12 protein-coding genes, 1 tRNA gene and 1 pseudogene are annotated in these 12,749 nt (G+C 62.8%); 10 read left to right on the top strand and 4 right to left on the bottom strand.

Features of this window, described 5'->3' with window-relative positions; all coding sequences use genetic code 11:
• Nucleotides 1–51: 51 nt before the first annotated feature.
• Nucleotides 52–246 (bottom strand): hypothetical protein, encoded by a 195-nt coding sequence (locus tag C0V78_RS07985; protein ID WP_101797237.1) that lies wholly within the window; start codon nt 244–246, stop codon nt 52–54.
• An 80-nt stretch (nt 247–326) separates the two neighbouring features.
• Nucleotides 327–671: an NlpC/P60 family protein gene (locus C0V78_RS07990; RefSeq protein WP_101797238.1), complete on the bottom strand. Its 345-nt coding sequence runs from the start codon at nt 669–671 to the stop codon at nt 327–329.
• 117 nt (nt 672–788) lie between these two features.
• Between C0V78_RS07990 and C0V78_RS07995 the strand changes: the two genes are divergently transcribed.
• From C0V78_RS07995 to C0V78_RS08035, 8 genes and pseudogenes are all read left to right on the top strand, one after another.
• Nucleotides 789–1,412, top strand: a complete 624-nt coding sequence (locus C0V78_RS07995) for a plasmid pRiA4b ORF-3 family protein (protein ID WP_101797239.1) — start codon at nt 789–791, stop codon at nt 1,410–1,412.
• A gap of 121 nt (nt 1,413–1,533) precedes the next feature.
• Nucleotides 1,534–1,710: pseudogene (locus C0V78_RS08000) on the top strand (S24 family peptidase); the annotation flags it as partial.
• A gap of 221 nt (nt 1,711–1,931) precedes the next feature.
• Complete coding sequence (locus C0V78_RS08005) at nt 1,932–2,534, top strand: TetR/AcrR family transcriptional regulator (RefSeq protein WP_101797240.1); 603 nt, start codon at nt 1,932–1,934, stop codon at nt 2,532–2,534.
• Nucleotides 2,531–3,682, top strand: a complete 1,152-nt coding sequence (locus tag C0V78_RS08010) for an efflux RND transporter periplasmic adaptor subunit (RefSeq protein WP_101797241.1) — start codon at nt 2,531–2,533, stop codon at nt 3,680–3,682. The genes C0V78_RS08005 and C0V78_RS08010 overlap by 4 nt, the downstream gene beginning before the upstream one ends.
• On the top strand, nt 3,679–4,884 hold the full coding sequence (locus tag C0V78_RS08015; RefSeq protein WP_094473000.1) for an ABC transporter permease: 1,206 nt from the start codon (nt 3,679–3,681) through the stop codon (nt 4,882–4,884). Before C0V78_RS08010 ends, C0V78_RS08015 begins: the two co-directional genes overlap by 4 nt.
• Nucleotides 4,885–4,991: 107 nt before the next feature.
• The gene (locus C0V78_RS08025; protein WP_094473001.1) at nt 4,992–5,702 is read left to right on the top strand and encodes an ABC transporter ATP-binding protein; all 711 of its coding nucleotides are present in this window, start codon (nt 4,992–4,994) and stop codon (nt 5,700–5,702) included.
• An 80-nt stretch (nt 5,703–5,782) separates the two neighbouring features.
• The gene (locus C0V78_RS08030; RefSeq protein ID WP_216822168.1) at nt 5,783–7,207 is read left to right on the top strand and encodes an efflux transporter outer membrane subunit; all 1,425 of its coding nucleotides are present in this window, start codon (nt 5,783–5,785) and stop codon (nt 7,205–7,207) included.
• A 1,028-nt stretch (nt 7,208–8,235) separates the two neighbouring features.
• Complete coding sequence (locus tag C0V78_RS08035) at nt 8,236–8,604, top strand: hypothetical protein (RefSeq protein ID WP_094472187.1); 369 nt, start codon at nt 8,236–8,238, stop codon at nt 8,602–8,604.
• 267 nt (nt 8,605–8,871) lie between these two features.
• Here the strand turns inward: C0V78_RS08035 and C0V78_RS08040 are convergent.
• Nucleotides 8,872–8,962, bottom strand: a tRNA-Ser gene (locus C0V78_RS08040).
• A gap of 128 nt (nt 8,963–9,090) precedes the next feature.
• Between C0V78_RS08040 and C0V78_RS08045 the strand changes: the two genes are divergently transcribed.
• Together C0V78_RS08045 and C0V78_RS08050 are read left to right on the top strand one after the other, a co-directional pair.
• Nucleotides 9,091–9,495, top strand: a complete 405-nt coding sequence (locus C0V78_RS08045) for a metallopeptidase family protein (protein WP_101797244.1) — start codon at nt 9,091–9,093, stop codon at nt 9,493–9,495.
• 34 nt (nt 9,496–9,529) lie between these two features.
• Entirely contained in the window at nt 9,530–10,597 is a 1,068-nt protein-coding gene (locus C0V78_RS08050; RefSeq protein ID WP_101797245.1) for a peptidylprolyl isomerase, read from the top strand.
• Between the two features lie 18 nt (nt 10,598–10,615).
• Here C0V78_RS08050 and C0V78_RS08055 read toward each other — a convergent pair whose 3' ends face one another.
• Entirely contained in the window at nt 10,616–12,709 is a 2,094-nt protein-coding gene (locus C0V78_RS08055; protein ID WP_101797246.1) for a bifunctional (p)ppGpp synthetase/guanosine-3',5'-bis(diphosphate) 3'-pyrophosphohydrolase, read from the bottom strand.
• Nucleotides 12,710–12,749: the final 40 nt, after the last annotated feature.

Raw genomic sequence — 12,749 nt, forward strand, 5'->3', positions numbered from 1 at the left:
GCACCTGTTGAAATGTGGATGGCGGGAGCCGCAGCTCCCGCCCATGTCGCGTCAGCCGATGCGGGCGGTTGCCGTTTTGCGGAACAGGACGCCGCCAATACCCGTGAGCGCCAGCACGACGGTCAGGACATCAGCTTGGCTGAGGCCTTGCGGCAAAATGCCAAGCGTACCGGCAATACCCCAGAGGCTGCCGATGACGCCGGTCCAGATGGCTTTGGAGGTCCACCAGGGCTTCAAGTCTTCCATGTCATTTCTCCAAAGAAAAACCCGCCAGACGCGGCGGGCGGTTGATCCGGCTGCTTGGGCACAGCGGATGGCGGGTGATGTCAGGCTTCGTTCAGCGACAGAGCGCCGGTCGCGGCAAGCTCGACTGGCTTGGCGGTTGCAGGTGCGGCCTTGTAAACGGGCCGGCGCACAGCGATGCAGCGGTCCTTGGCAATGCGGGTGATGGTCACGCCATCAGACTGGTTGCCTCCCAGCACATGAAAGGCGCCGTAATCCTCGCCGATGTAGATCCCGACATGGCCGGAGGTTTCCCCGCGGCGAAACACCAGCACATCGCCAAGCTGCGGCCGGGCGCTGCCGTCCTTGCCAAAGTTCACCCAGCTGCGCGCCCAGAGAGGCTGGGTGGGGAGCGCCTTGCCGGCGCGCTTGGCCGCGCCGTTCCCCAACGAATGGGGCGCGCAGCGGCGACACTTTGGAATCGACGCCTGATGGGGTGCATCTCCGTGAAAACCGCGGATGCTTTTTGCTGACGGCAGCGACCATGGCTTGCTATCGCAGGCAGCATGACCAACGCCCGCGCCGTCGATAGCTTCACCGAGATCGCCACCTTGCACATCATGCTCAAGGACTCTGACCCGCCGATCTGGCGCGAGGTTGAAGTTCCGACCTCGATCACCCTCAAGGTCCTGCATGATATCGTTCAGGTCAGCATGGGTTGGCTTGACTATCACCTGTGGCAGTTCGTCATCGGCGGTCAGACCTATGGCCTGCCCATGGACGAAGACTGGGGCAAAGCGCCGCGCAAGCCCGCCTCGCGAACCCGTCTGCGCGACGTCATTGGCCCGGGCATCACGCCGATCGATTACACTTACGACTTCGGCGACAACTGGGAACACGAGCTCGTTATCAGTGATGTTCGTCGCGGTGATCCCGGCAAGGCCTATCCCCGCTACATTGGCGGCGAGCGAGATTGCCCGCCCGAGGATTGCGGAGGCATTCCCGGCTTTTACGAGATGCTGGAAGCCAGGGCGGATCCAACCCATCCGGACCATGCCGAGATTAGCGAGTGGCTGGACGAATACGACCCTGACGAGCTGGATGTTTTTCCGATCGAGGTGGCGCTCGGCCGGATTGCCGCACGCCGCAATGCGGCGGCCAAGCGTATTCTGAAGCCGGCAAACGACTGAAAGGCCTGGGGCGCGGACAGCGCCACCCCTGCGGCGGGTTTACCGCACGGGCTGATCGCATCCGTTGACGAATCACAGCAACAGTGTTCTTTTATGTTCCATTCATCCTGGAACCTGAAAAGTGCTGCGCTTCGTCGAATATCCCACCCCGCTCGAACTGCCTTTGTTTGGCTCGCCTGTAGAGGCTGGCTTCCCAAGCCCGGCCGATGACCACATCGAGGGCAAGCTCGACCTGAACGAGCATCTGGTGCGGCGGCCGGCCGCAACCTTCTTTGTGCGTGCGGCCGGGGAGTCCATGCGCGGCGCCTGATCCGACATCCGCCACTCGCCGGAATGGATGGAAACCGCACTAGATCGTAACTACTCACTATGGCCATCCTGTCGATGCTGATGTGTGATGGGCCGTCACCCGCGGCAAATCGATTGCTTCCTGGTAATGCAATCGGCTCATCTACGCCTTGACGTGGCGCTTACCCGATCCTAAAAAATAGTGATTGATTACTATCTAAGGCGCGACTCATGCAGACCAGATATATGCCAGCTGACGATCGACGGGCCGTCACTGTCGAGGCCGTGGTGGCGCTGGCGGCGCAGCAAAACCCCGGCGACATCACGACCGCCGCGATCGCTGCACACATGGGGGTCACGCAAGGGGCGCTGTTCCGGCATTTCCCGACCAAGGAAGCCATCCTTGAGGCGGTCATGGATTGGGTGGCGGATCGGTTGCTGGCGCGGATCGACAAGGCATCTCACGGCGCGCCAACGCCGCTAGATGCGCTTGAAGCAATGTTCATGGCCCATGTCGGCTTTTTCGTGGAACATCCCGGCGTCCCTCGGATGCTGTTCGGGGAATTGCAGCGGGCCGAAATGACAGCGCCCAAGCGCGTGGCGCACAAGATGTTGCGACGTTACCGCGAGCGGCTCGTCACTGTGATCGAGGACGGCAAGTCAAGCGGGCAGCTGGAGCAGGGTAACGACACGGCCGCGCTCGGCACGCTGTTCATCGGAATGATCCAGGGGCTGGTGATGCAATCGCTGCTGGCCGGTGACGTGCAACTTATCCGTCGGGAAGCGCCGGGCGTATTCGCGCTGTTCCGCCGCGCAGTCGCGGTGCGCCCATGAACATCACCGCCATGCAGCGCCGCAAACTGGCGCTGATCGCTGTCATAGCCGTGCTCGGCGCTCTGCTGGCCTATGTGGCGCTGCGTTCCGGCCCATTGGCGCCGATTGCGGTCACGACGGCAAAGGTGGAGAGCCAGTCGCTGCGCCCGGCGTTGTTCGGGGTTGGCACGATCGATGCCGAACGCACCTACCGCGTCGGGCCGACGTTTGCGGGCCGGGTCAGGAGCCTGACCGTCAATGTCGGTGACCGTGTGGTGGCAGGCCAGACTATTGGTGAGATGGATCCGGTCGATCTGGATGACCGGATGGCCGCGCAAGCATCGGCCATGCAGGGTGCCGAGGCGGCTGTTCGCGAGGCCACCGCCCGGCAAGCCTATGCCGCAAGCGAGGCAGGCCGCTATGAAAGCCTGCTGGCCGCACGTGCCACCAGCGAAGAGGTGCTGGCCGCCAAACGGCAGGAACTGGTGGCGGCCAAGGCTGCGGCCGCGAACGCCCGGTCCAATCTGGAGCGGATGCGCGCAGACCTTTCCGGGCTGCAATCGCAACGCGGCAACCTGCGCCTCATTGCGCCGGCATCGGGAATTGTCACGCTGCGAGAGGTAGAGCCGGGCACGGTTGTGGCCGGTGGGCAGACCGTCATCGAAATCATTGATCCGGCGAGCCTGTGGGTCGATGTCCGGATCGATCAGGTGAGTTCGGCCGGGCTGCGGGCTGGATTGCCGGCGCGAGTGCAATTGCGATCGAGCGATGGGAAGGTTCTGCATGGCCGGGTGCTACGCATCGAGCCCAGAGCCGATCCGATCACGGAGGAAACCCTGATCAAGGTGGTGTTCGACACGCTTCCCACGCCGCTCCCCCCGCTTGGCGAATTTGCCGAAGTCACGCTTGACCTTGCCCCGATTGCCAAGGGTCCGGTTGTGCCGAATGCCGCAATCCGGCGGATGGGTGACCGCATCGGCGTATGGAAACTTGACGACGGGGACCCTGTGTTTGTGCCGGTCGAACTCGGCAAGGCCGATCTGGGCGGGCGCGTTCAGGTGCTCAAAGGGCTGGACGATGGCGATACGATCATCGTCTACAGCGAGCAGGAGCTCGGCCCAAACAGCAATATCAGCGTTGTTGATCGCATTCCCGGGGTCACGCCGTGATCAGCCTTGCCGGGCGGGACATCCTCCACAGCTGGGGGAAGTTCGTGTTTACCGGCGTTGGCCTCGGCCTGCTGATCGGGGTAACGCTGGTGATGGCCGGGGTGTATCGCGGCATGGTCGATGACGGGAAGGCACTGCTGGATAACAGCGGTGCTGATCTGTGGGTGGTGCAGCGCGACACGCTTGGTCCCTACGCGGAATCCTCCAGCATCAGTGATGATCTCTACCGCACCGTGCTGGCCATGCCGGGTGTCGCCGAGGCTGCCAATGTCACCTATCTGACGATGCAGGTCCGCCAAGGCGAGACCGACGTCAGGGCGATGGTGGTGGGCATCATGCCCGGCGCGGCATGGGGATCGCCGGGCTGGCCATCCTATCTGGTCGAAGGTCGCCAGATCACGCGGGGCCATTACGAGGCCGTCGCCGATATTGCCTCGGGCTTTGGGCTGGGGGATGAGATCACCATTCGCCGCAACCGGTATCAGGTGGTCGGGCTGACGCGCCGCATGGTGTCGTCCAGCGGCGACCCGATGGTGTTCATTCCGCTGAAGGATGCACAGGAGGCCCAGTTCCTGAAGGACAATGAAGCCATCTGGCAGAACCGTAGGCGAACTGCGGCCAACCCGGCGTTCAATCGTCCCGGACAGCCAGATATCCTCGATGCGGTGGATGCCTCCCAGGCCAGCAGCACGTCGGTCAACGCCATTCTGGTGCGGCTTGCGCCCGGCGGCGATGCCGAAGCTGTGGCCCAGGCGATCCGCCGCTGGAAAAGATTGACTGTCCACACCCGCGCCGAAATGGAAGACATCCTGATCGGCAAGCTGATCGCCACCTCATCACGGCAGATCGGGATGTTTCTGGCCATCCTGTCGATCGTCAGCGCAGCGATAGTCGCCTTCATCATCTACTCGCTGACGATGGACAAGATCCGCGAGATCGCGGTGCTCAAGCTGATCGGCACGCGCAACCGCACGATCGCGGGGATGATCCTCCAGCAGGCCCTTGCGCTTGGGACAATCGGCTTTGCGGTGGGCAAGATCACCGCCACTTTCGCCGCGCCATACTTCCCCAAATATGTGCTGCTGTTGCCGATGGATGCCATCGCCGGTTTCATCGCGGTGATGATCATCTGCGCGCTCGCCAGCCTGATTGCGATCAGGATGGCGTTGAAGGTCGATCCGGCCGAAGCGATCGGAGGCTGAGATGACAGCGCTTGGCATTCGCATCGAAGGACTGAGAAAACGCTACGGCGAAGGCGACACCGCTATGGCGTTGAAGGTCGATCCGGCCGAAGCGATCGGAGGCTGAGATGACAGCGCTTGGCATTCGCATCGAAGGACTGAGAAAACGCTACGGCGAAGGCGACACCGCTGTCGATGCCTTGAAGCATGTCGATATGGAGGTTGCGCCGGGAGAAGTGGTTGGTCTGATCGGCCCTTCGGGATCGGGCAAGAGCACGCTGCTCAAATGCCTTGGCGCGGTGATCGATCCGACCGCAGGCCGCATGACGCTGGGCGGCGAGGTGATTTACGATGATGGCTGGAAGGTTTCCGACCTGAGGGCGCTGCGCCGCGACAAGATCGGCTTCGTGTTTCAGGCACCCTATCTGATCCCGTTTCTCGATGTGGTGGACAATGTCGCGCTGCTGCCGATGCTGGCCGGGCTGCCCAATGCCGAAGCCCGCGCGCGCGCATTGGAATTGCTGACCGCGCTGGATGTGCACCACCGGGCAGCGGCCATGCCGTCGCAATTGTCGGGCGGGGAACAGCAACGCGTCGCCATCGCGCGCGGTCTGATCAATCGCCCGCCGGTGATCCTGGCTGACGAGCCGACGGCGCCGCTGGACTCCGAACGCGCCATGGCGGTGATGCGGATCCTGAATGAGATGGCCGAAAAATATCAGACCGCCATCATCATCGTCACCCATGACGAAAAGATCATTCCGACCTTCAAGCGAATTTATCATATCCGGGACGGCATCACGTCCGAAGAAGCGGGTGAAGGACGGCCCATCTCATGACCCTTGGCAAAAACCACACGCCGCTGCCGCAATCAGGAAAGCCGGTCTTGGCCACCCGCCATGCCGCCAGCCTTGCCTTGATGGTTGTGCTGGCCGGATGCGCTGCGGGGCCGGATTTCGAACGGCCCGCGCCGCCGGTGTCCGAAACCTATTCGTCCCATGCCGACAACGCGCTCGTCACGCCGGCTCCTTCCGCAGTGGACAGCGCCCAGCGGGTTGTGCCGGGAATGCCGGTGGCAGCGGAATGGTGGCGCACCTTCGGATCGCCGCGGCTCGATGCGTTGATTGCCGATGGCTTGCAGCACAGTCCCACACTGGCCGCCGCGCAAGCCACGCTGCGGCAGGCGCAGGAGCTGCAGCAAGCCCGCGCCGGATCGACGCAGTTGCCGCAGGCCGAAATCGGTGCATCGGCGCAGCGTCAGCGGTTCAATCCGGGAGCCTTGGGGCAGGATCAGGACCCCCGCGAATTCAGCCTTTACAACGCCGGCGTCACGGTCAGCTACAATCTCGACCCGGCCGGCAGCAATCGCCGTGCGATCGAGGCGCTGTCAGCGCGCGCCGACACGCAGGGGTTTGAATTGCAGGCCGCCCGGCTGACGCTGGCGGGCAACATTGCGACCGCTGCTTTCGCGCGAGCGCAGATCGCCGCGCAGATCGAAAGCACCACGGCGCTGCTCGCCAACATCGAAGAACAACGCGATATTGCCCGCGCTCGGCTGCGGCTGGGCAATGCCGCCGCCGATGAAGTGCTGGCGCTGGACACACAGACTGAGCAGCTCCGGGCCGGGCTTCCCGTGCTCAGGCAGCAACTGGCGGAAACCGAACATCTGCTGGCCACGCTGGCGGGCCGGGCACCCGGCCAGGGCGGTGTCCCCGATTTCGCGCTGAGCGAGTTCACCTTGCCGCAGGATTTGCCGCTGGTTGTGCCTTCGCAGCTTGTTCGCCAACGGCCCGACATTCTGGCGGCCGAAGCCATGGTCCATGCCGCCAACGCGGATTACGGCGTGGCCGTGGCGCAGATGTATCCGCAACTGAACCTCAGCGCGACGCTGGGCACGCAGGCGCTGACGGGCGACGCGCTGTTCGGCGGCCAGTCGATTGTCTGGAATATCATCGGGCAGTTGACCCAGCCGCTCTTCAACTCCGGCCTTCCTCATGAAAAACGGGCGGCGCTTGCCGGGTTCGATGCTGCCACGGCCCATTACAAGGAGGCGGTGCTGAAGGCCTTGCGCGACGTGGCCAATGTGCTGGTGGCGGTGGACACCGACGCCCACGCTCTCGCCGCGCAGTCCAGCGCCGCTGCTGCTGCTCAAGGATCGCTGAAGACGATGCAGCGACGCTACCAGCTTGGCGCGGCAAGCCATGTCGAGGTTCTGATCGCCGCCCAGCAGGCAGAGCGGGCACAGCTGGCGGTGATCGCGGCCCGGGCCGACCGTCTGGCAAACAGCGCCGCCTTCTATGTTGCGATGGGGGGCGGGCCAGTTCCAGCTGAGGTCACGGAGTAGCCTTTGATCTTTGCCTAATGCCGCCAGTAAATGGAACTATGCCTCCCGGCGCCCAGCAGATCATCTCCGTGTGGCGAGCGGTTCGGGAACATTGACCGAAAGCCTCGTCGATCCGAGCACCTATTTCCCTCGCCGTCACGCCGGAAACTCGCGCGACCCTGAAAACTCGCCGTTCAGCAAATCACCAAGTTGCAGGCGCGAAGCGCCCTGCGGCAGCTTCCTTAGAGTCGGCTTGCAGCTTTAGCTCGGCCGTGGTCAAGAACCCGTTATTTGGCAACCAGCCCAGTTGTTGGCGGGATGCCGGCAGCATTGGCCAAGCGCTCGTCGTCGGATATTGGCGAAACCCGCCGTTCGGCACCTCGCCGTCGGACGGCAGGAAAGTCTAAAATTCAGCCATCCAGGTTGACTGGTAACCTTGTCCGCTTTCTGGCGATCGACATGCTACCCACCAACCGACGTAGTTGCTCAAAACGGACATCTGAATTCCTCCGACGACCCTGCGCGGGGCGATCCCACACTCAGTCTAAGCGAGATGTCGATTTCATCGTCGAGCTTAGAGACCGGTCTCGATCTTATAAGCTCGAAACATAGGCACACCCTACGCGACAGGTCGCCATGATATTGCAATGAAATTAAACAAGAAAATGTCGGAACGTGCGCATGGCAGCTTCTCAATCAAATCCGACTGACCAATCGGATCAGATAAGTTGATCGTTATGCCGCTGGAAAAGCGATACATTTTTCAGACTTCAATCATGCGAATCTGATTAGAAGGTCGCAAGTTCAAATCTGACCCACATTGTCCCACGTTTTCCACAGGCATCCGGCTGATGAAGGGGCTCATCTGGGGGCCTCAGAAGGCTGCGGTGTAAAAATTAATACGATCTATCAATATATTGAGCCGACGATTGGCTTCCCTTCACCCGCTCCTGACCGGCCCCCACTGAGTGGTCCGCTATGTTTGTTAGTGTAAAACCGGCTCTGGTGCCATGGCTGGCCGCAGGTGGAGCGAAGCGGAACCGGAGGGCATGGAGGCTGCCGATCCAGACCTGCCTGACGCTGCTGTTGAACACATCAGCCACATGCTGACGCTAGCCAAGAGCAAGCATCAGGAGGCCATGGCGTTGCTCGGTACGCCTGATCCGAGCGCAGTTCCTCGACTGCGGGAGGTGCTTCGGTTGCTTGAGGAGGTCGAGCTTCTGGCCGACGACGCCTCGACTTACGTCGAGACCGGCGTGATGAAAGCGGCCCTCAAGGATCTGCACTTTCAGCAGGCCAGCGTTCAAATGGCGATTGCCCAGCTTGAGCAGATGAAGGCGCGGTCACCCTGGGCAACGCCCTGGCCGTGGATCACGATTATGGCCCTGGCGCTGATCATCGCCCAAGCTTTGCGTTGATGCAGTGGTTGGAACCGGGACGGTTTTTGAGGTGAATCTCGGTTCTGACCCCAAAATGGCGCGCCAGAATATCTGCATATTTTCAATGCGATAAAGCTCTACACTAAAATCGGTGTAGTCGAGAGCTTTGGAGAATATCGGCAGAGAGAGAGCATGTCAGGGGCATATCAGGCCTAACCCGGTGGAGAGCCCTTTGCCTATAACCCTTGAAACAAACGGGATTTTTCGATCTCAACCCATGAAATAGAATGATTCCAATGGGTTAAATGGCGGAGCGGGAGGGATTCGAACCCTCGATACGCTTTTGACGTATACTCACTTTCCAGGCGAGCGCCTTCGACCACTCGGCCACCGCTCCGCAAGTGCCTGAACGATACGGGCAAGGCCCGGACCGTGAATCAGGCGATATTCCAATCGCACTGGAAGCCGCGGCACTAGCGATCCCTTTGGGGTTTCGCAAGCCGGAAGCTTGGCTATGCTTGCGCCATGGATCGCTGTTTCGGACTTCCCCCTTCGCTTGACGATATCGACGCGCTTGCCCGCCATGCGCTGGACCGGTTGCCCGCCCGGTTTCGCCAGCATCTCGACGGGGTGCGGCTGGTGGTGGAGGACTTTGCCGACGAGGCGACGCTGGCCGCGCTGGGGATCGAGGATGCTTTCGAGCTGACCGGCCTCTACGAAGGCGTTCCGATGGGCGAGAAGTTCTCGGTCGGCAGCGGTGCGATGCCCGATCGCATCCGGCTGTTCCGTGCGCCCATCCTTGATGAGTGGGCGGCGCGCGGGGATGAGACGCTGGAACATCTTGTGGCCCATGTCCTGATCCACGAAGTAGGCCACCACTTCGGCCTTTCGGACGAGGCCATGGCGGCGCTTGAAGAAAGCGTGGCCTAGTTGCTTTCCGGAGCGGGCGTGGCAGGATGGCCTGATGCGCAAGTTCCTGAACACACTTTCCTTCGGACCTGGCCTTGGCCTGCTCCTCGCCTTCCCGGCCGCGCCGCTGGCCGCACAGGACAAGCCGCTTGCCCCATCGGAGATCGTGGCCGCCGCGCCCCGGACCGACTGGGTGGCCATCGCGCCATCCGACCTGCTGGTGATGACGCTGGCGCTCGATGTCGCGGGAAAGCCGCGTCGCGTGGTGATCCAGCTGATGCCGTCGCCGTTCAGCGAGGGCTGGGTGCGCAACATCCGCAAGCTGGCGGCAGCGCGCTTCTGGGATGGCTTGTCGGTCAACCGGGTCCAGGACAATTACGTGGTCCAGTGGGGCGATGCCGATGCTGAGGACAAGGCGAAGGCCCGCGCGCTGCCGCAGGGCCTCTCCAGGATGCCGGAGGCGGACTATACGACCGCTTTCAAGCCGGGGATGTTTGCGCGGCGCCTGACGCCCTGGGGCAGGCGCGATGCCATCATATCGCGCGATCCGGTGCCCATGCTGGTGACCCAGCAGGCCGCCGAGCCGAACTTTGCCGATCCCCATGCCATCAGCGTCGGCTTCGCATCGGGTTTTCCCGTCGCCATGACCTATCCACCCTACCGCATGGCAACCGATCCGAAGGCGGAAAAGGGGCCCGAACAGCCGGAACGGGTCTGGCCCGTGCACTGCTATGGCATGGTCGGCGTGGGCCGGGACATGTCTCCCGACACCGGCAGCGGGGCCGAGCTTTATACCGTGATCGGCCAGGCCCCCCGCCATCTCGACCGCAACATTGCGCTGGTCGGCCGGGTGATCGAGGGGATCGAGAACCTCTCAAGCCTGCCGCGCGGAACGGGGGCACTAGGCTTCTACGAAAGTGCGGCGGAGCGCACGCCGATCTTGACCGTGCGCATGGGTGACGAGGTGGAAGGGCTGCCGGCTTATGAATACCTCTCGACCGAGAGCCGCAGCTTCGCCGCCTATGCCGATGCGCGCGCGAACCGGCGCGATGCGTTCTTCATCCGGCCGGCAGGCGGTGCGGACCTGTGCAACATCCCGGTGCCGGTTCGGCGGGCGCAATAGTGCACCCGGCGGGGCGAGCTAGATTCTCTCGGCCTCGGCCACCGCATCGCTGGCGCGCAAGGCGGAGACGATCCGCGCCAGGTGCGCCAGGTCGGTCACTTCCAGATCGACTTCGTAGATCCCGAAGAGGTCGTCGCGCCCGGTCATTTCCAGCGCGACGATATTGGCGTGATTGCTGGCGAAAATGCCGGTGACTTCGGCCAGGGTACCAGGGCGGTTATGCAGCACGACGCGGATGCGGCCGACTGCGCCGGTCGTCGTTTCGCCCCATGACAGGTCGAGCCAGTCGGCATCGACCCCGTCGGCCAGGCTGAGGCAGTCGATTGCGTGCACTTCCACGGCCTCGCCCTTGCGGCGCAGGCCGACGATGCGATCTCCGGGCACGGGGTGGCAGCATTCGCCCAGCTTGAAGCCCATGCCCGCGGTAAGGCCCTTGATGGAAATTGCCCGTTCCTGCTTGGGCCAGTCTTCCGGCGCAGGGAGGCTCTGGGTGGAACCGGGGACAAGCGCTTCCATCACCTGCCGGTCATCCAGCTTGGCCGTGCCGATGCGGACCATCAGGTCTTCCTCGTCCATCACGCCCAGCCGCTTCACCGCCTCGCGGATCGCCTTCTTGCCGATCTTGCCCGGCAATCGCCCGACGATCTCGTCGAACAGCTTGCGGCCGATGGTGGCGATTTCCTCGCGCTCATACGCGCGCACCGCGCGGCGGATCGCGGCGCGCGCCTTGCCGGTGACGACAAAGCCCAGCCAGGCGAGTTGCGGCGAGGCCTTGCGGCTCTTGATGATCTCCACCACGTCGCCGTTGTTGAGCGAGGTGCGCAGCGGCATGTGCCGCCCGTTGATCTTGGCCCCGACGGCCATCGAGCCCAGGTCGGTGTGCACGGCATAGGCGAAATCGATCGGCGTTGCCCCCTTGGGCAACTGGTAAAGCGCGCCCTTGGGCGTGAAGGCGAAGATGCGATCCTGGTAGATCGCCATCTTGGTATGCTCGAGCAGTTCCTCGGCATCGTGGCTGGCATCGACGATCTCGATCAGGTCGCGCAGCCAGCCCACCTGCCCGTCCGGGCGCACGCCGCCCTGCTTGTAGGCCCAGTGGGCAGCAAGGCCGAATTCGTTGAGCCGGTGCATCTCGCGCGTGCGGATCTGCACTTCCATGCGCATCGAGTTCTCATAGACCAGCGAAGTGTGCAGCGAACGATAGCCGTTGCCCTTGGGGGTCGAGATATAGTCCTTGAAGCGCCCGGGAATGACGTGCCAGGTGCGATGCAGGACGCCGAGCGCGCGATAGCAATCGTCCTCGCTGTCGGTCAGCACGCGGAAGGCCATGATGTCGGTGATCTGCTCGAACGAGACGTGGCGCTCGGCCATCTTCTTCCAGATCGAATAGGGGTGCTTCTCGCGCCCGGAGACTTCCACCTTGATGCCGCTTTCGGCCAGCGCCTGCTTGATGGCGAGCGCAATGGCATCGACCTGGCCGCCGTCGCTTGACCGGATCTGCGCTAGCCGCCCGGTGATCAGCTTGAAGGCCTCGGGCTCGATCTGCTCGAAGGCGAGCAGCTGCATCTCGCGCATGTATTCGTACATGCCCACGCGCTCTGCCAACGGGGCATAGATATCCATTGTTTCGCGGGCGATGCGCCGCCGCTTTTCCTCGCTCTTGATGAAGTGCAGCGTGCGCATGTTGTGCAGCCGGTCGGCCAGCTTGACGAGAAGGACGCGGATATCCTCGCTCATCGCCAGGAAGAACTTGCGCAGGTTTTCGGCCGCGCGCTCCGTCTCTCCCATCGCCTCGATCTTCGACAGCTTGGTCACGCCATCGACCAGCCGGGCGATGTCCGGTCCGAACAGCTTCTCCACTTCCTCGATCGTCGCGAGCGTATCTTCCACCGTATCGTGCAGCAGGGCGGTAACGATGGTTTCCTGATCGAGCTTCAGCTCGGTCATCAGCCCGGCCACTTCCACCGGATGGCTGAAATAAGGGTCGCCCGAGGCGCGCTTTTGCGTGCCGTGCTTCTGCACGGTGTAAACGTAAGCGCGGTTCAGCACCGCCTCGTCGGCATCGGGATCGTACGCTTTGACGCGTTCAACAAGTTCGTACTGGCGGAGCATTAGGCTCTAAATGGCTTCCCGATGGGACTTAGGGCAAGGA

Origin of the sequence: Novosphingobium sp. TH158 (genome assembly GCF_002855555.1) — a bacterium.
Taxonomy (GTDB): domain Bacteria; phylum Pseudomonadota; class Alphaproteobacteria; order Sphingomonadales; family Sphingomonadaceae; genus Novosphingobium.